19 protein-coding genes are annotated in these 19,669 nt (G+C 67.0%); 8 read left to right on the top strand and 11 right to left on the bottom strand.

The genetic code is table 11. The features are described 5' to 3' along the window. Positions 1–74 precede the first annotated feature (74 nt). Positions 75–512: an Lrp/AsnC family transcriptional regulator gene (locus AB0N05_RS26030; RefSeq protein ID WP_364698472.1), complete on the bottom strand. Its 438-nt coding sequence runs from the start codon at positions 510–512 to the stop codon at positions 75–77. Between the two features lie 148 nt (positions 513–660). Between AB0N05_RS26030 and ddaH the strand changes: the two genes are divergently transcribed. After that, entirely contained in the window at positions 661–1,536 is an 876-nt protein-coding gene (gene ddaH, locus AB0N05_RS26025; RefSeq protein ID WP_364698471.1) for a dimethylargininase, read from the top strand. On the opposite strand, the gene AB0N05_RS26020 is transcribed toward ddaH, so the two are convergent. The 3 genes from AB0N05_RS26020 to AB0N05_RS26010 form a co-directional block, all read right to left on the bottom strand. Continuing rightward, complete coding sequence (locus AB0N05_RS26020) at positions 1,505–2,056, bottom strand: hypothetical protein (protein ID WP_364698470.1); 552 nt, start codon at positions 2,054–2,056, stop codon at positions 1,505–1,507. The two genes, ddaH and AB0N05_RS26020, sit on opposite strands and share 32 nt — an antisense overlap. 490 nt (positions 2,057–2,546) lie before the next feature. Continuing rightward, positions 2,547–3,752 carry a precorrin-3B synthase gene (gene cobG, locus AB0N05_RS26015; protein WP_364698469.1) on the bottom strand — a complete coding sequence of 402 codons (1,206 nt, stop codon included), beginning with the start codon at positions 3,750–3,752 and terminating at the stop codon, positions 2,547–2,549. Positions 3,753–4,147: 395 nt separating this feature from the next. Further along, entirely contained in the window at positions 4,148–4,378 is a 231-nt protein-coding gene (locus AB0N05_RS26010; protein WP_364698468.1) for a hypothetical protein, read from the bottom strand. Positions 4,379–4,677: 299 nt separating this feature from the next. On the opposite strand from AB0N05_RS26010, the gene cobN reads away from it, so the two are divergent. The 3 genes from cobN (at position 4,678) to AB0N05_RS25995 (ending at position 9,772) form a co-directional block, all read left to right on the top strand. After that, entirely contained in the window at positions 4,678–8,334 is a 3,657-nt protein-coding gene (cobN, locus tag AB0N05_RS26005; protein WP_364698467.1) for a cobaltochelatase subunit CobN, read from the top strand. A gap of 338 nt (positions 8,335–8,672) precedes the next feature. Further along, positions 8,673–9,212: a hypothetical protein gene (locus AB0N05_RS26000; protein WP_364698466.1), complete on the top strand. Its 540-nt coding sequence runs from the start codon at positions 8,673–8,675 to the stop codon at positions 9,210–9,212. Between the two features lie 176 nt (positions 9,213–9,388). Beyond that, a complete protein-coding gene (locus AB0N05_RS25995) occupies positions 9,389–9,772 on the top strand; it encodes a PPOX class F420-dependent oxidoreductase (protein WP_364698465.1) in 384 nt (127 codons plus the stop codon). A 52-nt stretch (positions 9,773–9,824) separates the two neighbouring features. Here AB0N05_RS25995 and AB0N05_RS25990 read toward each other — a convergent pair whose 3' ends face one another. Continuing rightward, positions 9,825–10,205: a PPOX class F420-dependent oxidoreductase gene (locus tag AB0N05_RS25990; RefSeq protein ID WP_364698464.1), complete on the bottom strand. Its 381-nt coding sequence runs from the start codon at positions 10,203–10,205 to the stop codon at positions 9,825–9,827. A 161-nt stretch (positions 10,206–10,366) separates the two neighbouring features. Here AB0N05_RS25990 and AB0N05_RS25985 point away from each other — a divergent pair, with 161 nt between their 5' ends. After that, on the top strand, positions 10,367–11,083 hold the full coding sequence (locus AB0N05_RS25985; protein ID WP_364698463.1) for a glyoxalase: 717 nt from the start codon (positions 10,367–10,369) through the stop codon (positions 11,081–11,083). Positions 11,084–11,188: 105 nt separating this feature from the next. On the opposite strand, the gene AB0N05_RS25980 is transcribed toward AB0N05_RS25985, so the two are convergent. Both AB0N05_RS25980 and map read right to left on the bottom strand, forming a co-directional pair. Beyond that, positions 11,189–11,851 (bottom strand): TetR/AcrR family transcriptional regulator, encoded by a 663-nt coding sequence (locus AB0N05_RS25980; RefSeq protein ID WP_364698462.1) that lies wholly within the window; start codon positions 11,849–11,851, stop codon positions 11,189–11,191. A 51-nt stretch (positions 11,852–11,902) separates the two neighbouring features. Further along, positions 11,903–12,670 (bottom strand): type I methionyl aminopeptidase, encoded by a 768-nt coding sequence (gene map / locus AB0N05_RS25975; RefSeq protein WP_364698461.1) that lies wholly within the window; start codon positions 12,668–12,670, stop codon positions 11,903–11,905. Positions 12,671–12,746: 76 nt separating this feature from the next. Between map and AB0N05_RS25970 the strand changes: the two genes are divergently transcribed. Further along, positions 12,747–13,019: a helix-turn-helix transcriptional regulator gene (locus AB0N05_RS25970; RefSeq protein ID WP_364698460.1), complete on the top strand. Its 273-nt coding sequence runs from the start codon at positions 12,747–12,749 to the stop codon at positions 13,017–13,019. A 64-nt stretch (positions 13,020–13,083) separates the two neighbouring features. On the opposite strand, the gene AB0N05_RS25965 is transcribed toward AB0N05_RS25970, so the two are convergent. Next, positions 13,084–14,043, bottom strand: a complete 960-nt coding sequence (locus AB0N05_RS25965; protein WP_364699089.1) for a trypsin-like peptidase domain-containing protein — start codon at positions 14,041–14,043, stop codon at positions 13,084–13,086. 334 nt (positions 14,044–14,377) lie between these two features. On the opposite strand from AB0N05_RS25965, the gene AB0N05_RS25960 reads away from it, so the two are divergent. Beyond that, complete coding sequence (locus tag AB0N05_RS25960) at positions 14,378–15,334, top strand: oxygenase MpaB family protein (protein WP_364698459.1); 957 nt, start codon at positions 14,378–14,380, stop codon at positions 15,332–15,334. Positions 15,335–15,357: 23 nt separating this feature from the next. Here AB0N05_RS25960 and AB0N05_RS25955 read toward each other — a convergent pair whose 3' ends face one another. Beyond that, positions 15,358–15,975, bottom strand: coding sequence for a TetR/AcrR family transcriptional regulator (locus AB0N05_RS25955; RefSeq protein ID WP_364698458.1), 618 nt, complete (start codon positions 15,973–15,975; stop codon positions 15,358–15,360). A 102-nt stretch (positions 15,976–16,077) separates the two neighbouring features. Here AB0N05_RS25955 and AB0N05_RS25950 point away from each other — a divergent pair, with 102 nt between their 5' ends. Next, entirely contained in the window at positions 16,078–16,557 is a 480-nt protein-coding gene (locus AB0N05_RS25950; protein ID WP_364698457.1) for a nitroreductase/quinone reductase family protein, read from the top strand. A gap of 138 nt (positions 16,558–16,695) precedes the next feature. Here the strand turns inward: AB0N05_RS25950 and AB0N05_RS25945 are convergent, their stop codons facing one another. After that, on the bottom strand, positions 16,696–18,093 hold the full coding sequence (locus AB0N05_RS25945) for a TldD/PmbA family protein (protein ID WP_364699087.1): 1,398 nt from the start codon (positions 18,091–18,093) through the stop codon (positions 16,696–16,698). A gap of 20 nt (positions 18,094–18,113) precedes the next feature. Next, on the bottom strand, positions 18,114–19,640 hold the full coding sequence (locus tag AB0N05_RS25940) for a TldD/PmbA family protein (protein ID WP_364698456.1): 1,527 nt from the start codon (positions 19,638–19,640) through the stop codon (positions 18,114–18,116). Between the last annotated feature and the right edge of the window lie 29 nt (positions 19,641–19,669).

Genomic DNA, 19,669 nt, shown 5'->3' with positions numbered 1-19,669 from the left:
CTAGATTTCGCGCTCCCGGCCGCGTGGAGCGGGTAGTGCGCCGGACCACACGGCTGGGATTCGCGGTGCCCGGATCAGGTGCGCGGCCGCTCGATCAGCCGCGACATGACAATGTTGCTGCGGGTGCGCCCAACCCGCGTGTTCTCCCGAATCCGCTCCACGGTGGCCTCGATCTCGGCCATATCGGTGGCCATGACGTGCACGAGCGCGTCGGCCTCCCCGGCAATCGTCCACACGCCCACCACCTGTGGAATGGGTTCGAGACTGCGGCGCAGTTCGCTGGGGGAGATGTTGTCCTGATAGAAGACTTCGACGTACGCCTCGGTGCGCCAGCCCAGTGCGGCCGGATTCACCACCGCCGTGAATCCGGTGATCTGGCCACCGGCCACCATCTTGTCGACCCGCCGCTTCACCGCGGGTGCGGAGAGTCCGACCACGGTGCCGATGTCCTGGAACGAGGCGCGGGCGTGCTTGAGCAGGTGGGCGAGAATCCGCCGGTCGATCTCGTCCACGGTGATCCCTTCGGCGCGCGCAACGATTCGCTGTCAGAATCCATGATCACGCAATGAATCGCTATTTCAGACGCAACGCTACGCCATTTACCTTCGTGTCAACGCTGGAAACCAAACACCTGAATCAGTGTGTTCGAGAGGAGTCTCGTTGACGTCCGTAGCCACCCTCCGCGCACCAGAACCGTCGGGCGCCCGCCGCCCGACGGTGCGCGAGTTCCTGATGTGCCGCCCCGATCACTTCGACGTCAATTACGCCATCAATCCGTGGATGGACCTCAGCGCCCCGGTGGATCAGGCGCTCGCGCTCGCGCAGTGGGAGACCTTGCGGGCGACCTATGAACGGCACGGCCATCGCGTGCATGTGGTGGACGGTGTCGCGGGGCTGCCGGATATGGTGTTCGCGGCCAATGGCGGCCTGGTGATCGGTGATCGCGCGCTGTCGGCGCGATTCGCCAATCCCGAACGGGCGCAAGAGGGTCCGGCCTATCACGACTGGATGTCCGCGCAGCACTACGCCCAGGTCGCGGCTGCGCACGAAATCAATGAGGGTGAAGGCGATTTCGCGATCTCCCGCAATCGCATTCTGGCGGGTACCGGCTTCCGCAGCTCTCGCGACGCGCACCGTGAGGTGGCGGAGTTCTTCGGCCTGCCGGTGGTGTCACTGGAGTTGGTCGACCCGCGCTTCTACCACCTCGACACCGCGCTCATGGTCCTGGACGACACCATTGCCTACTACCCGGCCGCCTTCAGTGGCACCAGTGCGCGCCTGCTGGCCGAGATGTATCCCGATGCCATCATCGCCACCGACGAGGACGCGAATGTGCTGGGCCTCAATGGTGTCTGCGACGGCTTCCACGTCTTCCTCAGTGAGCGCGCCACCGCTCTGTCCGAGCAACTCCGCGCCCGCGGATACGAACCGGTCGGCATCGACTTGTCCGAGCTGCTCAAGGCCGGTGGCAGCGTGAAATGCTGCACTCTCGAATTGCACGGGGTCAGAACGGCAGCGGAGTCCTCCACACACTGACCGTCGGATCGCGCAGCGGGTGGGCGAGAATCAGGAAGCGGAACAACATGATCGCCCCACTGATCTGCAGTGCCGCCAAGGGAATCTCGCCCACAATGGCCGTGCCCGCCGACCACCACACATCACTGGCCTCGGCGGTCACGATGTCGAACCAGGCATCCACCAGCAACAACACCCCCGTAGCCAGCGCGGGCAAAATCAACAACACCCGCCGCCGCCACCCCAGATACGCCGTGGCCGCCATGCTGAGCACCAGCACAATGTCATACCCGATCCAAGCCAGCGACCAATTCTGCGCGTGATACTCCGCAGGCAACGTCAACCCCAGATAAACCATCCAAGGAATCAACGCCAAACACCCACCGACCATGAGCGTCAACCGAACCCGCCGATGCACCCGCACCACCTCGGGCCGCGGCAACACCCGCTCCACCGGCACCTGCAACCGCCGAATCAACTCCCGCCGCTCATCATCCGACATCCCCGCGATCTCACCATCGCTCAACCTCGAAACCGTCACGCCAACCTCCCGCACCCGTTCCAACCCGCGGATACTCCACTCTCCCTCTCCCCGGGCTGTCGAACAAGATTCACAGGGCACAGTCACCCCCACCTGGACCCCGACCCACCACCGCCTCGCAATCCACTGACCCCGGCAGGGCTGGCCGGTGAGGGAGCTGTGGTGGCGGGATTTCCCCGCAATTCCCACCACCACAGCTCCCTCACCGATTTCGATGCCTCCCAGGCCTGGCCATTGAAGACGTCACTGAGAATGCGGCGCTGCGCGTCGGTATCGCGACAGTCGTAGTCGAGCTGGTCGGATGCCCACTCGAAAATCGCTATGGTCTCGGCGTTGTGGCCGCGACCGGAGCTGCTCGCAGGGGACGATGCGGTGGTCGTTCGCGAATCTTGGTGACCGTGCGGCGGCGCGCCTGGATGGGCGATGGAGAGCTGACGGTGGCGATGCCGTCCGTTGACCGCGCTGCGGGAGCGGGCTGCGGCGGTGGGATTCAGGCGGGTGGGTTTATTCGGTAGCCGGTGGTGGTGGCGATGATGTCGGTGGCCGGGCCTCGGGGGCGGCCGCAGCGGCGGTCGCAGCCGGACCAGTGTTGGCGGCCGGAGGCGATGATTTCGTCGGCGTTGAGGGCCTCGTGGGCGGATTGTGGTGTGGCGGAGTGGAGTACGCGGCCGGATTCGACGGCTTCGGCGACGTCGGCGCGGACGTCGGTGAGGGATTTGGCGCAGCCGGGCATGCCCGCGCAGGCGCTGACCAGGAGCCAGGGGGAGTTGGTGTCGAAGAGCAGGCCCATGGGGGCGAGGACGCGGACGACTTGTTCGGCGGTCCATTCGTCGAGGTCGGTGATGACCACGCTGCGCCACGGGGTGAGGAGGATGGGGCGTTCGATGGCGGCGATGAATTCGGCGGTGCGGGCGGGGAGGGTGCCCAGGCGGATGCCTGCGCCGAGTGCCACGTTGTTATCGGACTGGGTGAGCCAGCCGATCGGGATGTCTTGGCGCGCAGCCACTTCGACGGATTCGTCGGAGGTGGTCAGACCGGATCGGGTGGCCAGTAGCTGCTCGGTGACGCGCGCTGACCCCTCGGGGACTTCATGCAACCGCCATTGGCCGTCGCGCACTTCGAGGAACGCGTGCGCGGCCGCGAGCATCAGGTCGACCGCCTCGCCCGCGGGCACCCGCACCCCGGAGTCCTTGCCCGCGAGCAGCAATGCGTAGGTGGTGTCGTCGATCGCGTGCACACCGATATCGCCCCCGAGCCCGCTCACATCCCCGCGCCCGTCATCGAGAGTGAACAGCACCCGCCCCGGCAATTCCGCCAACCGCGGCTCGGCTTGCAATCCGGCATCCAGTGCCGGGACCAGCGGATGCACATCGGTCCACCCACCCAACCGCCCGGATAAGGGCGACGCGACAATATTCCGCACCCGCTCATGTGAAGCAGTGGGCAGCAACCCGGCCGCCCTCAACCGCTCCTCGAGCGCACCCGCGTCCCGCACCCGCCGCAACTGCACATTCCCGCGCGAGGTCAGCTCGATATTCCCCTCGCCCAGCTCAACGGACGCTTCGGCCAACGCCTGCAACTGCTCCGGTGTAAGCCGCCCCCCGGGCACACGAATACGGGCGAGCGGCCCATCGGCTGCCTCATGCAGCCGCAGCACACCAGGGCAAGAGTCGGATTCGGTTCTGCTCATGACCAACCCAGCCTACGGCGACTCCCACCCACCCCGCGATCCACCCGACACCTCCGCCGAGGGAGCTGTGGTGGCGTAATTTTCAGCCGATTCTCGCCACCAGCGCTCCTTGATCTTGGTGCGCCGCACGAGCAGCGCCCATCGGGCCGTGCGCGGGCGACCCCCACCTACACGCGATCCACCCAACTCATCCACCGAGGGAGCTGTGGTGGCGCGATTTCCAGGCGATTCCCGCCGCCAGTGCTCCCTGATCTTGGTGTGCGTCGCATGCAGCGCTTATGGGGGCCGCGCGTGGGCGAGCACTGTCGCGCCGGTCATCCGATTGCGTGGATGAAGACGGTGGAAGTGGCGGGCAGGGTGAAGGCGGGTGCCTGGTGGGGCACCCGCCTTTGGGGGAGGGGTCAGCCTGCGTGGTGGGGTTCTATGGACTTCGGGGCGCCTCGGCGGCGGGCGAAGGCGGGGCTTACTTCCCAGGTGTCGTTGAGGAGGCTGGGGACGTTGTGGTGTTCGGTGTGGTCGCGGTGGATGGTGGTGGTTGCGACCGTGAGCCCGAAGAGGACGGTGGCCGCGCAGATGATGCCCGAGAGCATGGCCCATTGGGTGTGGCCGCTGCCCGCGGCCGTCAATGCCATTGCCAGCGTCGCGAAGGCAACCAGTACGCAAAAGTATCCTGACCAGGCAGCAAAGCGGTTCCGCCTGACCCAACCCGGGGTGTTTGGCATACCGGGAGCGTACGCCTGGAGGGGAGGGCCGAGAAGGCTCACGGAGCAGGCTTTGCCGCACTGTGATGCGGGCGCGATAGCATCGCGGGGCTCGTCGGACCAGAAGAAACCGGTGCAATTCCGGTGCGGTCGCGCCACTGTGACAGTCAGACCTTCCCGGCGGGCGCCGAACCGTGCTGGGCGCGAAACCCTTAGGAAGGCCGAACCCTGTGATTGTGCTGCTGTCCACCTCCGACACCGATCTGCTGAGCGCGCGCGCCAGCGGGGCCGATTTCCGGCTCGCGAACCCGGCGCGCCTGCTGCCGGAGGATCTGCCGGGCCTGCTGGAGGGCGCGGATCTGGCGATCGTGCGCATCCTCGGCGGCAAGCGTGCCTGGGAAGAGGGGCTGGAGGCGGTGCGCGCCAGCGGGATTCCCATGGTCGCGCTCGGCGGTGAGATCGCTCCCGATGCCGAGCTCATGGAGTGCTCCACCGTCCCCGGCGGTGTGGCCGCCGATGCGCACAACTACCTGGCCGCGGGCGGTCCCGGAAACCTCTTGCAGCTGCACAACTTCCTGTCCGACACGGTGCTGCTCACCGGCCATGGCTTCGAGCCGCCGGTGGAGATGCCGAGCTGGGGTGAGCTGGAACGGATTTCCCGCGAGCTCGCCGAAGACGCTGCGACGGTCGCGGTGGTCTACTACCGCGCGCAGCACCTGGCCGGAAACACCACCTACATCGACGCGCTGTGCTCGGCCATCGAGGACAAGGGCGCGCGGGCGCTGCCGATCTACTGCGCCTCGCTGCGTACCGCCGAACCGGCCCTGCTCGCCCGGTTGCGCACGGCCGATGCCCTGGTGGTGACGGTGCTGGCCGCGGGCGGCACCAAACCGGCTACCGCCTCGGCGGGCGGCGATGATGAAGCGTGGGATGTGGGCGCGCTCGCCGACCTGGATGTGCCCATACTGCAAGGACTCTGCCTGACCAGTGGGCGCGAGCAGTGGGAGGCAAATGACGACGGCCTCTCGCCCATGGATGTCGCCACCCAGGTGGCGGTGCCGGAGTTCGACGGCCGCATCATCACGGTGCCGTTCTCGTTCAAGGAGTTCGACGCCGACGGACTGTCGAGCTATGTGCCCGATGCCGAGCGCGCGGCACGCGTGGCGGGCATCGCGACCAGGTATGCGCGGCTGCGGCACATTCCCGCCGAGCAGAAGCGGGTCGCCATCGTGCTGTCCGCGTATCCGACCAAGCATGCCCGCATCGGCAATGCCGTCGGTCTCGACACTCCTGCCAGCGCCATCAAGATCCTGAATGAAATGCGTTCCGCCGGATACGATCTCGGCGAGCCGGGGGAGATCCCCGGCCTGGAGCAGGGTGACGGCGACGCGCTCATTCACGCCCTCATCGCCGCCGGTGGCCAGGATCCGGACTGGCTGACCGCGGAACAGTTGGAGGGCAACCCGATTCGCATCGGCGCGGCCGCCTACACCGTCTGGTTCGAGACCCTCCCCGACGATCTGCGCGCGGGCGTCATCGAGGCGTGGGGCCCGCCGCCGGGGGAGCTGTACGTCGACCGCTCCGCCGATCCCAAGGGCGAAATCGTCATTGCCGCACTGCGTTTCGGCAATGTGGTGTTGATCGTGCAGCCGCCGCGCGGTTTCGGTGAGAACCCGGTCGCCATCTACCACGACCCGGATCTGCCGCCCTCGCACCACTATCTGGCCGCCTACCGCTGGCTCGCCGCCCCCGACGGTTTCGCCGCCGACGCCATGGTGCACCTGGGCAAGCACGGCAACCTGGAGTGGCTGCCCGGCAAGACCCTCGGCATGTCCGCCTCCTGTGGCACCGATGCCGCGCTCGGCGATCTCCCACTCATCTACCCGTTCCTGGTGAACGATCCGGGCGAGGGCACCCAGGCGAAGCGCCGCGCCCACGCCACCCTGGTTGACCACCTCATCCCGCCCATGGCGCGCGCCGAAACCTACGGCGATATCTCGCGTCTGGAGCAATTGCTCGACGAGCATGCCAATATCTCCACCCTCGACCCGGCCAAGCTCCCCGCCATCCGCCAGCAGATCTGGACGCTCATGCGCGCGGCCAAAATGGACCACGACCTCGGCCTGGCGGAGCGCCCCGACGAGGAAGTCTTCGACGATATGCTCCTGCACGTCGACGGCTGGCTGTGCGAGATCAAGGACGTCCAGATCCGCGACGGCCTCCACATCCTCGGCCAAGCCCCTACCGGCGAAGCCGAAGTAGACCTGGTCCTGGCCATGCTCCGCGCCCGCCAGCTCTGGGGCGGCGAATCCAATGTCCCCGGCCTGCGAGAAGCCCTGGGCCTCAGCGAAGCCGGTGACGAATCCCGCAACCGCGTGGACGCCTTCGAAACCCGTGCCCGCGAACTGGTCGCCGCCATGCAAGAGGTCGACTGGGACGTGGATTCCATCGACGCGATCACCGAAGACCTCGTCGGTGGATGGCGCGCAGCCGCGGAAGCCGGTGTGGGAGCGGCGGAGTCCGACTCCGAGGTTGCGGGGCGGCTGGACGCGGTGCGGAAGGTGCTGGGGTTTGCGGCTACCGAGGTGGTGCCGCGGTTGCGGCAGACCGGGGTGGAGATTTCGCGGATTCTGCATGCGTTGAATGGTGGGTTCATTCCGGCGGGGCCGAGTGGGTCGCCGCTGCGTGGGCTGATCAATGTGTTGCCGACCGGTCGGAATTTTTACTCGGTGGATCCTAAGGCGGTGCCTTCGCGGCTGGCGTGGGAAACCGGTCAGGCCATGGCGGATTCGCTGCTGGAGCGGTACCTGGCCGATCACGGGGAGTACCCGCGTTCGGTGGGGCTTTCGGTGTGGGGCACCTCGGCCATGCGGACCTCCGGCGACGATATCGCCGAGGTGCTGGCCTTGCTGGGTGTGCGGCCGGTGTGGGATGAGGCGAGCCGCCGTGTCACCACCCTGGAGGCGATTTCGCTGGAGGAGCTGGGGCGGCCGCGCATCGACGTGACCGTGCGGATCAGCGGGTTCTTCCGCGATGCCTTCCCGCACGTGCTTGCGTTGCTCGATGACGCCGTGCGGCTGGTGGCGGAGCTGGAGGAGCCCGCCGAGTCGAATTACGTGCGCGCGCATGCGCAGTCGGATCTGGCCGAGCATGGCGATGAGCGCCGCGCGACCACCCGGATCTTCGGGTCGAAGCCGGGCACCTACGGTGCGGGCCTGTTGCAGCTCATCGATTCAAAGAGCTGGCGCACCGATGATGATCTGGCGCAGGTCTACACCGCGTGGGGCGGTTTCGCCTACGGCCGCGACCTGGACGGCGCTCCCGCCGCCGACGACATGCGCACCGCATACCGGCGAATCGCGGTGGCCGCCAAGAACACCGACACCCGCGAGCACGATATCGCCGACTCCGATGACTACTTCCAGTACCACGGCGGCATGGTCGCCGCCGTGCGCGCGCTCACCGGCAAGAATCCGGAGGCGTACATCGGCGACAGCACCCGCCCGGACGCCGTGCGCACCCGCACCCTGTCCGAGGAGACGACCCGCGTGTTCCGCGCCCGCGTGGTGAATCCGCGCTGGCTCGATGCCATGCGTCGGCACGGGTACAAGGGCGCATTCGAAATGGCCGCCACGGTCGACTATCTGTTCGGCTATGACGCCACCACCAATGTGGTCGCCGACTGGATGTACGAAAAGCTTGCCGAGAGCTATGTCTTCGACGATGTGAATCGCAAGTTCATGGAGCAGTCGAATCCCTGGGCGCTGCACGGCATTGCGGAACGTTTGCTGGAAGCGGCGGAACGGAAGCTCTGGGAGCATCCGGAGAGCGACACGCTCGACCGTTTGCGTCAGGTCTATCTGGAGACCGAAGGCGAACTGGAATAGGCGAATTCCAGGTTAGCGAGGCGTAATGCTGTGGCGGGCCGGGGTGTCCGGCCGATCTTCCGGCGCCGGATAAGCGCAGGACATTGGCGGACAACCCCGGCACCGGGGCTGCCCTACCAGGCTTTCTGAGAGGATCATAAGAATCGTTCGGCCGCCAGACTCGGGGAGGCACCGGACAACCCAATCCCCATATTGGGCCGAACAATTGGAAGTGGATTCCCCGATTCGCCGCGTCGCAAGAGTACGCGCAATCGAATCGTAGTGTGTCGACGTTTCCTCCCCGGATTACGTCTACTCCGTACTGCGGTGAATCGGCTCATCGATTGCAGGGAACCATCATGAGAATCGCCAGAATTGCCGCTACAGCCTTACTTTCCGTCGCCGCGCTGTGTATGGCGACCGTTACCGCGCACGGTGAACCGGCCGTCGCCATTCCGGGTGTGAGTGGTGTCGATCGAGGGGTCGAATACACCACCAGCCTGGCCACCGATCGCTCCACGGTGAGTACCACACTCGTCGGCGGGCATTTCGAAATCGCCGGTGGCATAGTCAATGTGATCGGCGCGAATGGCGAGGTCATGAGCTCGCTACCGCTGGTCTATCAGGTCGCCGATCGGTCGGTGAGCGTGGTCCCCGAAGTCGACGCCGCCGGAACCACATTGACGGTCCGGCCCGCCAGCATGGCGGATATCGTCGCGCCCACCACCGACGTGGCCGCGCTACAGAACATCTCCAATACGGGTTCGATCGTCGCGGGCGCGGTGATCGGCTGCATTGTCGGTATCGCGATCGGTATCTGGTTCTTCATCGTCGGAGCCATTGTCGGCTGTGGCGTCGGCGGACTGCTCGGCGCGCTCATCGCCGCCGATCAACCATGACGCGGTAGATACGGCACATCTCGTAGGCCGCCGGGCCGCAGGGTCCGGCGGTCGGGCCGCGCCCGGTTCCGGCGTGAGCGCGTACGACTACCCGTCCCGAGTACGACTCCAGGCGTAGGCGAATGCGCGCTCGTGCGCGGATGTGACCCTGCCGGGCGCGGCAATACCGTTGGCGTATGACATGGAATGACCTGGCCCAGGCCAAATACGCACGACTCACCACCTTCAAGAAGGACGGCACCCCGGTCGGTTCTCCGGTGTGGGTGGCTCCCGACGGCGACCGCATCGTCATCTGGACCAGTGTCGGTACCTGGAAGGTGAAGCGCATCAGCCGGACTCCGCTGGTGAAGCTTCAGATTTCCGATAATCGCGGCCGGGTGCGCGGCGTCGAGGAGATCTCGGGTACCGCCGTCGTGCTCGACGCCGCCGAAACCGAACATGTTCGTGAGGTCGTATACGGCAAGTACGGCCTGATCGGCAAGCTATTGATCAAGGGGCACAAGCTGTTTCGCGGTCGGGACGCGTCCGTCGGTCTCGCCGTCACCCAACTGCTCGACTAGCCCGCCGGGAAATTCGGGCGGCAGCCCGCAGCGTGCCGCCCGAGCCGATCGCCTACGCGGCGGCGATCTCGATGCCGATGGTGCCGGACTTGCCGCGGCGCAGCTGACTGCCCAGCACGGTGACCAAGCCCGCAATGCCATAGCGGCGCTTGATCAAACCCCGCACCCGGTCGGAGCCCGCGGCATCGAGCACCGCCGCGGTGCCCTCGACCACGTCACCGTGCACCTTGCCGCGCAGATCGCACGGCTGCACGGTGACCTGCGGATTGCGCCGGATGCGCTTGACCTTCCAGCTGTCGGTGACGGTCCAGACATAGAGGCGGCCACCGTCCAGCGCGGCCCACACGGGGGTGCCGACCGGCGTGCCGTCCTTCTTGAACGAGGTCAGCTGCACGTAGTTCGCGGTGCCCGCAGGCCCGAAGGGGTTGTCCACGCTGGCAGCCTATCCGGTGGTGATCAGGTGCCGCAGATAGCGCGACTCGACGGGACGCAAGCCTGGTCGGGGCGGGATTGATCACCCCATGAGTTATGTGCGTGTAGGCCTCCCGCCTTCGTACGGTGGATTGGACGACGATCACCGCGAGGAGGCATTCATTGGCTGCCATATCGGTTCCCATGCTCTGGGCGGGCAACCTGCCCGAGACACTCGACTTCTACCGCACCCTCGGCTACAAGGTCACCTACGAGATGACCCGCCCGTATCCCTACGGCGCGGTGGAGCGCGACGGCTTCCAACTGCATTTCGGCCCCACGCCCAAGGACATCGACGCCCAACAGGCGCACATCGGCTGCCTCGTCTTCGTCGATGACGTCGAACCGTGGCATATCGAATTCACCGCGGCCCTGCGCGCCCGCTACGGCCGGATCCCGGCTCGGGGAACCCCGCGCATCACCCGCTTCCGTCCCGGTCAAACCCGCTTCAGCGTCGTGGACCCGGTCGGCAACACCATCCTCTACGTGGAGCGCGACGAACCCGACCCCGAATACGGCGGCTCCAAGAAACTGAAGGGCCTGGCCAAGGTCCTCGATAATGCCCGCATCCTCCGAGACGAGAAGATGGACGACCCCACCGCCGTCCGGATAATCGAAGTCGGTCTCCGCCGCCACGCCGCCACGGCGTCCCCGCTGGACCGTGGCCGCGCCCTGGCCATGCTTGCCGAAATAGCCACCGCCGCAGGCAATCCCGCTCGGGTAGCCGAACTGATCGCCGAAATCGAAGCCCTCGACCTCACCGCCCTCGACCGCGCCGCCGTCGCGGCCGAACTCCAAACGGTCACCGCCCTCCAGCATTGGCTCAACGCCACAGACTGACCGGGCGAGTTCCGGGCGACTTCGCACACCTTTCCTCCTCTTCACCCCTGTAATCGCACTCGATTTCGGGGGCGAAGAGCCGAAGGCGGATGGCCTGTGGCGGCGCTACTCGGCGCGGGCGGCGACCATGCGGAGGGCGGTGGCGGCGTAGTCGGCGGCTATTTCGTCGGGGGAGCGGCGGTAGTCGGGGTGATACCAGCGGGCCGTGTCCACACAGAGCGAGAGCAGGGCAATGGCGGTCGCGCCGGGGTCGGCTACCGTGAAGTCGCCGCAGGTAATGCCTTCGGCGACCAGGTCGCGGACCACCTTGTGAATACTGCGCTGAAGTTCCAGGACCTCGGCGCGGTGCTCGGGCGTGAGGTCGGTCAGATGGTGCAGGACCACCCGCACCGACGCGCCGTGCTCGGCGTGCCAGGCGGTGAGTTCGCTGATGGCGGCGGCAAGGCGGGCCGAGACCGTGCCCGGCGCGGTGACGGCCGTAATGGCCACCTGTTCGGTCAGCCGCATGGCCGAGACGGAGATGCGGTGTAGCACTTCCTCTTTGGAGCCGAAGTGGACGTATAGCCCGGCGGGGCTGAGGCCCGCGCGGGCGGCGATATCGCGGGTGGTGGTGGCGTGGAACCCGCGTTCGGCGAAGGCGTCGATGGCGGCGAGGAAGATGCGGCGCCGGCCTTCCGGGAAGCGGCGCTGGTCGCGTTCGAGGCCCGCCATGGCGGTTGCCAGGGGGCCGCTGCCTGCGTTCGGCGGTGTGGCGTCGTCGTTACCCATCGAAACAGTATCGCGCAGCGACGCTTTGGAGTGGGGAGTGATCTCTCGCGGTCAGCCGATGCGAGTGAGGACCTGCGGTCCGGCCTCGGTGATCGCCACGGTGTGCTCGGAGTGCGCGGTGCGGGAGCCGTCGGCGGAGCGAATGGTCCAGCCGTCCTCGGCGGTGACCACGCGATCGGTGCCGCGCGCGAACCACGGTTCGATGGCGATGGTCAGGCCCGGCTGCAGGCGATAGCCGCGCCCGGCCCGCCCGGCATTGGCGATATGGGGATCCTCGTGCATGGTGCGGCCCAGTCCGTGGCCGCCGAATTCGAGGTTCACCGGGTATCCGGCGGCGTGCGCCACGCCCGCGATGGCCGCGGAGATATCGCCGATTCGATTGCCGGGCAGGCATACCGCGATGGCGGCCTCGAGGGCTTCCTCGGTGGCGCGCACCAGCCGCGCGTCCTCGGCATCGGGTGTGCCGACAATGACGGTGGTGGCCGAATCGGCGACCCAGCCGTCGATGCTCACGGCCAGGTCCATGCTCAGCACATCGCCGTCGCGCAGGGTGTAGTCGAAGGGAAGGCCGTGCAGGACCGCGTCGTTCACCGACAGGCAGATGGTGTTCCGGAACGGCCCGCGCCCGAAGGAGGGTGCGTAATCCCAATAGCAGGAGACCGCGCCGCGCTGCCGGATGCGCTCGCGCACAATCGCTTCCAGCTCGAGCAGATTCACCCCGATCTGTGCCTTGGTGCGCAGTTCCGCGAGCACCTCGGCGACGAAACCGCCGGTGACCCGCATGCGGGCCAGCTCGTTCGCGGTCTTGAGTTCCACCATGACAACCTCCGTATCGGTATTTTAATACCGACGATAGCGGTTGCGGTATTTTTATACCAACCGTATGGTGGCAGCCATGGTCCGACTCCCATTGACTCCCGCGCAGCTCGAGGCCGGTCGCCGACTCGGCACCGCACTGCGCACGGCCCGCGCCGGGCGCGACCAGGCCGCGATCGCCGAGAGTGCGGGCATTTCCCCGGAGACGCTGCGCAAGATCGAATCAGGCCGCATGCCCACCCCGGCCTTCGGCACCGTGGTCGCGCTGAGCCGCGCGCTGGGTATCGACCTCAGCGAACTCGCCGAGGTCTGGCAGCCCAGCGTGGAGACGGCTCGCCGCTCGGCTTCCTGAAGGTCGAACCGGTGGTTACGGGCTTCCTCGGCATGGGAAGCTCGCCCGCCGACCGGCCCCCGCGTCAGTCGATACTGAGCTCGATCGGAACGGCGATGACGTCCACCATCGCCCCATTGCGCAGCACCGTCACAGGCAGTGAGCGCCCGATGGCATCGGCGAACAGCTGGCTCTGAATACCCTGCGCGTCCCGCACTTCCTTGCGCGCGATGCTCAACACCAGATCCCCGCGCCGCAGTCCCGCGCGTTCGGCCGGGCCGCCGCGCACGATCTCGACAATCCGTAGCCCGGCATCCTGGCCTGTGCGTTCGGCGACCGGCGCCGGTAGGGGAGCGGGCACCCCGACAATGCCGAGGTAGGCCCGCCGCACCCGACCCTCGTGCAGCAGGGTGGTGATGATTCGGCGCGTGGTGATATTGATCGGAATCGCCAGCCCCAGCCCGATCCCCGCGACCGCGGTATTGATCCCGACCACTCTTCCGGCCGAATCCGCCAGCGCACCACCGGAATTGCCCGGATTGAGCGCGGCATCGGTCTGGATCACATCCTCGATGACGCGTGCGGCGCGGCGATTGCCCACCGGCACCGAACGGCCCAGCGCGCTCACCACGCCCGCCGTCACCGACCCGGCCAGCCCCAGTGGGCTGCCCACCGCCACCACCAGCTGACCGACGACCAGGTGATCGGCGTCTCCGAGCGTCGCCGCCCGGGGCGCGCCGCCGCGCGCTCGCAGCACGGCCAGATCCGAGAGCGGATCCACGCCGATCACATCGAATCTCGACTCCAGCCCGTCGGCGAAGACCACGACCCCGTTCTCCGCCGACCCCACCACATGGGCATTGGTCAGCAGGAACCCGTCATCGGTGAAGACCACCCCGGATCCGCCGCCGCGCCGCGTCTGCACGCTGGCGACATGCGGGGTGACCGAGGCGGCCACCGAGATCACCGAGCGCGAATAGGCGTCCAGCGCAGCGGAATCCGACTCGTCCGGCGGGCCTTTGCGCGCCGGTGCCAGCGGATCCATGGCCGTGGATTCGGCGCTATGATCCGAATACTCGCTATGACCATCGCCGTCCGGATTCGGCCGTGCGGTCGGCGAAAAGGCAGCTTCGTCGTCCACGACGACCACCATCCCGATTACATGATTACGCTCTTGCTCTGCTCCCAGGATGCACCCGATCGGGCAATGGCGCACTGTGTTCGCTTGTGGCGCAACAAACGTGGCGTGGTGAGACGGTCTTTATCACAACCTCTCAACAATCGGGTACATGACCAGTCGAACGACTTGCCACCCCCGAAGTGCCGGGCATACCGTCGAACTACCTCGAATTTCCCGCAGCGCAGCGGAGGTGCTCGGCATGACCGGCAGCAGTGATATGGCCACCGTCCACGACTTCACCCGTCGCGCAGCGCGACCCACGCCCGGCGAGGCCCTCGCCGAGGATGTCCGGTGGTTCACCGGATCACTCATCGCGGGCCTGTTCGGGCGGCTCGCCTTCGATCAGGTGGCGTATCGGGAGATTGCCGCCAGCGTGGATCGCACCGGACGATTCGCCCGCAATTTCACCGATCGGGGCGTGCGCAGCTTCGCCCACGTAGAGCTCATGACCTTCGGCGATCGCGCGGACATTCAGGAGGAGATCGAAAGTCTCAAGCAGAAGCATCGCGCGGTCCGCGGCACCGGCAAGGATGGCTTCGCCGACACCCGGTACAGCGCGCTGAGCCCCGACACCTGGAAATGGGTGGCGGTCAGCGGAATCAACGCCATCTATCAGGCCTACGTGCATACCGCCGGGCGCACACTCGACCCCGATGAGCACGAGATCGTCTATCAGACGATCCGCGTGGCCATCGAGCCGCTGGAACTGCCCGGCCAGGCAACCAAGCTGCCCGCCACCCTCATCGAGATGAACGAGTACTACGACGGCGTCGCCCGCACCAAGCTCGCCGACAATGAGTTCCTGCGCTTCGCCGATCGTCACTTCGGTGAGCTGCCCTTGCCCGCGCTGATCGTGCCCGCCGCATTACGTCCACTGCTGCAACCGATCTGGCAACTGGTCCTCCCCTTCGCCACCCGGCCGCCTCTGATCTGCGCGGCCGGTGCGGCGCACCCGCGCATGCGGGAACTGCTCGGCCCGCCGCAAAGACCCTGGCATCGCTACGAATTCGCGCTCTACACAGGTCTCGCGGGCCTGGCCTGGCGTCACCTACCGCGCCGCCTGACGCTCTCGCCGATGGCGTACAACAGATTCCGCTATGAGAAGCTGCGCGACCTGTACCGCAGCATTCAGCTGGAATCCTTCGCCGCGAGCTAGCGCGCCCGCATCTGGCGTCCGGCTCAACCGCGTTGCAGCAGTGGAAGCACGGTGTCCGCGATGGTGGCGGCGGCGGGCAGTCCCGAGGCCGCTTCGGGCGGGCTGAGGTGGCGTTGCAGCGCGCGCTGGTGCGCCGCGCCGGTGAGCAGGAGGGCGACCGGGCGCAGGTCGGCGTCGGTCGTGGCGGGGAATCGGCCGGACAGATGGGCGACCACCGCATCGACCGCGCGGTGTGGGCCGAGGTCGAGATCGCGGCTGCGCTCACGGTAGATCGCGCCCAGTTCGGCGTCGGATTGGACCGCGGCCATGACCGGGATGGCGGCGTGGAAGAAGTCCTCGAGAATGCCGAGCAGGGTGAGCAGGTCCGTGCGCAGATCGCGCTCGGCGGTGGTGTCGCCCTCGGTGAGTAGGTTCTTCAATGGGCGCAGCTGCTGTTGAATGACCGCCTGTAGCAGTCCCATTCGGTCGCCGAAGTGGTAGAAGATGCTGGATTCCGCGACTCCGGCGCGCGCCGCGACCGCCTTGGTGGACAGCCGGGCGACTCCGGATTCGGTGAGCACTCGCTGTGCGCTGTCGATGACGGCCTCGCGCACCCCGGTGCTCGGGCGGCCGCGGGTGCGGCGCACGCGCTCGGATTCCACATCGCCTCCTGCCTTTTCGCTCTCGTGCCCTTGCAGTATGCCGCATCTCGTCGTATTTTCTGAGTAAGGACTCAGTAATTATGTGCCGCGGAGGTACTCACCATGTCCAGTCCCGCGAAACCCGCAACCACCCCCCAATCGGGCCGAACTCAGCGCTCGTTCAACGCGATCATGCGCGCTCTCCTGCGCTCACCACTGCACGGCCTGGCCAGCACCAAACTGCTGATCATCACCGTGACGGGCCGCAAAACCGGCCACCGCTACGAGAACCCGGTCGGCTACGTCGAACACGAGGGCCACATCCTCATCGGCACCGCCGCCCGCTGGCCCCGCAACCTGCGCCCCGGCGAACCCGCCCACCTCGAGCTCCGCCGACGCACCCTCACCGCCGACTGGGAGATCATCACCGACGAGGACCGGATGGCCGACCTCTACCGAATCATCCTCACCCACAACCCCACCCACGGCCGCTTCGCGGGCATCTCCCTCGAGCCCGACGGCACCGTCAACCGCGACGAACTACGCGCGGCCCGCGAAAAAGGCACCGCCGTCGTCCGCCTGCGTGTGCATCCCGCTCCCTGACAGTCACATCGGATCAGCTGATCCGACTGGAGTGGAACGCAATCGAATATCGACGCACAACGGCCCGCCTCGGTGGGGATCGAGGCGGGCCGCAGTGGATTCGAGAACTGTGCGCCGGGAATGGCGGTCGGTCGCGCGCTAGGTCGCCTTGCTGACCGAGGACATGTGGAAGTCGGGAATCCGCAAGGCGGGCATGGCGGTGCGGGTGAACCAGTCTTTCCACTCGCGGGGGAGGGTGATTTCGGTGCGGCCCGCCTCCGAGACTCGGCGCAGGAGGTCGAGGGGGCTCTCGTTGAAGCGGAAGTTATTGACGGCCGCGGTGACTTCGCCGTTCTCCACGAGGTAGACGCCATCGCGGGTGAGGCCGGTGAGCAGCAGCGTGGCCGGGTCGACCTCGCGGATGTACCAGAGGCAGGTGAGCAGTAGGCCGCGTTCGGTATTCGCGATCATTTCCGGGAGGGTGGCTTCGGAACCGCCGGTCATGAGCATGTTTTCGCCGGGAACCGTGGTGGGCGCGCCGAATTCGGCGGCGGTGGCGCGCGGGTAGATCAGGGATTCGATCACGCCTTCGCGCACCCAATCGGTGCGCTGCGCGCTGAGGCCATTGTCGAACACCGAAAGCTGTTCCGAGGAGGACGAAGTGGCCACGAACGGCCGATATTCCAGCCCGGCCGCGCTCGGATCCGAGTAGAGGGTGAGCGGAATCTCGGTGAGCCGCTCGCCGATTCGGGTGCCGCCCTTGCGGGAGAACGCGGTGTGCCCTTCGTGCGCGCCGCGACCCGCCATGGACCAGGCCAGATAGATCATCAGATCGGCGACCGCGGACGGCGGCAGCAGCGTTTCGTACCGCCCGGCCGGGAGATCGACGCGCCGCTTGCTCCAATCCAGTCGCCGCGACAGTTCCGCCAGCAGCCCGGGAGTATCGATATCGGTGAAATCGAGTGTGCCCGCACCCACCCACGCGCTGGCCAGATCCGCTCCGGCACCGCGCTTGCCATTGATCTCCACCGATCCGGTCGGCTGCACCCAGCGCCGCCGCAGCCCGGTGGAAGTCCCCAGCCAGGTGGAATGCACCTGATGATGCGCGAACCCGTAGAGCGCATCGGCCTCGTCGAAGCCGACGGCGAGATCGCGGGCCAGATCCGAGAAGACGGTGATGTCGGTGGTGCCGGGTGCGTCGTCCCACGGCAACCGCTGATCGGGCGCGCTCGCATCGACCGCCGCCGAATCCAGCAGCGGCATGGCGTCCTTGGCGGGTTCGGCGGTGCGCGCGGCCTCCTCGCTGGCCCGCACCACGGCGTCGATATCGGCGGCCTGCACGCTGGTGGAACTCACGCTGCCCACTCGCGCGGCATTCGGCCCGTCGCGGAATACCGACACCACGACCCAGTTCCTCGATACCGAGGACCCATTGGTGGTCATGGAATTACCGGCCCAGCGCAGCGACGCCTCATGCGCGTCGGTCACGATCACAATGGCCTCATCGGCGCGCGAGGACCGCAGCGCGGCCTCGACGACCTCGGGGGCGGGGAGCACGCTCACTTGTGGTTCCTTCCTCACTGCCCGGCTTCGGCACGGGTATTGAGAACATTGATGCCGCGCACCAGGATCGACGGGCAGCCGTGCGATACGGCCGCCACCTGGCCGGGCTGAGCCTTACCGCAGTTGAACGCGCCGCCCAGCACCCAGGTGGACGGACCGCCGACCGCTTCCATCGAACCCCAGAAGTCGGTGGTGGTGGCCTGGTAGGCGACATCACGCACCTGCCCGGCCAGTTCACCATTGCGAATGCGGAAGAACCGCTGGCCGGTGAACTGGAAGTTATAGCGCTGCATATCGATCGACCAGGATTTGTCGCCGACGATGTACAGGCCGTTCTCGACGCGGGAGATGAGTTCCGCGGTGGAGGTGTCGCGCTCGGGATCGGGCTGCAGCGACACATTGGCCATGCGCTGGATCGGTACGTGATGCGCGGAGTCGGCGTAGGAGCAGCCATTGGAACGTTCCAGGCCGAGCCGCGGGGCGAAGACCCGGTCCAGTTGATAGCCGACCAGAGTGCCGTCGCGCACCAGGTCCCAGCGCTGCCCGGCCACGCCCTCGTCGTCCCAGCCGACCGAGGCGAGCCCGTGCTGCTGGGTGCGGTCACCGGTGACATGCATGATCGGCGTGCCGTACTTCAGCGTGCCCAATTGATCGGGGGTGGCGAAGGAGGTTCCGGCGTAGGCGGATTCATAGCCGATGGCCCGGTCGTATTCGGTGGCGTGGCCGATCGACTCGTGAATGGTCAGCCACAGATTGGTGGGGTCGATGACCAGGTCGGTGGCTCCGGCCTGGACGGTCGGGGCCTTGACCTTCTCGGCCAGCCACTCCGGGATCTGCGCGAGTTCGCCCGCCCAGTCCCAGGTTCCGTCCGCGCCGCTCACGTACTCCCAGCCGCGCCCGGCGGGGGCCGCGAGGGTGCGCATGGTTTCGAACACGCCCGCCGCCGGATCGACGGTGATGGCCTCGATCTCGGGATGCAGCCGCACCCGCTGCTGGGTGATGCGCGAGCCGAAGGTGTCGGCGTAGTAGGTCTGCTCCTTGACCTGCAAGACCGAAGCCGTCACATGGTCCACGCCATCGGCGGCCTTCAACCGCTCCGAATAGTCCAGCAGCAGCGCCACTTTGTCATTGGCGGGCAACGCGAAGGGGTCGATCTCGTAGGCCGACACGTATTCCGCACCGTCGTAGCGCGGCTCGTCGGCCAGCTCCACACGCTCCCGATTGAGTGACCGCAATGTCTTGGCTACCGTGACGGCGCGCCGCGCCACCTCCACCGCGGAGTCCGCGGACAGCTCGGCATGTGACGCGAAACCCCAGGTGCCGTCTACGATCACCCGGACGGCGAAGCCGAGATCGGTGCTGTCGCTGACCGATTCGACCCGGCCGTCACGTAATCGGATGGACTGCTGTAACAGTCGATGCACCCGCAGATCGGCATAGTCGGCCCCGGCCGCGCGTGCCGCCGACAGCGCGGCGTCGGCCAGCGCGGCCAGGGGCAGTGCGCGGAACTCCTCGTCCACGACCTTGATTGCGATGCTCACCCGCACCACGCTAGAGGTCGGCACGCCGC

It is taken from the genome of Nocardia sp. NPDC051030 (assembly GCF_040683015.1).
GTDB lineage: Bacteria > Actinomycetota > Actinomycetes > Mycobacteriales > Mycobacteriaceae > Nocardia.
The sequence above is the reverse complement of the archived record's forward strand: the minus strand, read 5'-3'. Positions and strand labels throughout refer to the sequence as shown.

What these genes read in the sequence shown, in the direction of transcription:
- AB0N05_RS25970 (WP_364698460.1), top strand. Translation starts at nt 12,747, where the DNA reads ATGGTCCGACTCCCATTGACTCCCGCGCAGCTCGAGGCCGGTCGCCGA.
- AB0N05_RS26010 (WP_364698468.1), bottom strand. Translation starts at nt 4,378, where the DNA reads ATGGCATTGACGGCCGCGGGCAGCGGCCACACCCAATGGGCCATGCTC.
- AB0N05_RS25980 (WP_364698462.1), bottom strand. Translation starts at nt 11,851, where the DNA reads ATGGGTAACGACGACGCCACACCGCCGAACGCAGGCAGCGGCCCCCTG.
- map (WP_364698461.1), bottom strand. Translation starts at nt 12,670, where the DNA reads ATGGTGGAACTCAAGACCGCGAACGAGCTGGCCCGCATGCGGGTCACC.
- AB0N05_RS25960 (WP_364698459.1), top strand. Translation starts at nt 14,378, where the DNA reads ATGACCGGCAGCAGTGATATGGCCACCGTCCACGACTTCACCCGTCGC.
- AB0N05_RS26000 (WP_364698466.1), top strand. Translation starts at nt 8,673, where the DNA reads ATGAGAATCGCCAGAATTGCCGCTACAGCCTTACTTTCCGTCGCCGCG.
- AB0N05_RS25965 (WP_364699089.1), bottom strand. Translation starts at nt 14,043, where the DNA reads ATGGATCCGCTGGCACCGGCGCGCAAAGGCCCGCCGGACGAGTCGGAT.
- AB0N05_RS25950 (WP_364698457.1), top strand. Translation starts at nt 16,078, where the DNA reads ATGTCCAGTCCCGCGAAACCCGCAACCACCCCCCAATCGGGCCGAACT.
- AB0N05_RS25995 (WP_364698465.1), top strand. Translation starts at nt 9,389, where the DNA reads ATGACATGGAATGACCTGGCCCAGGCCAAATACGCACGACTCACCACC.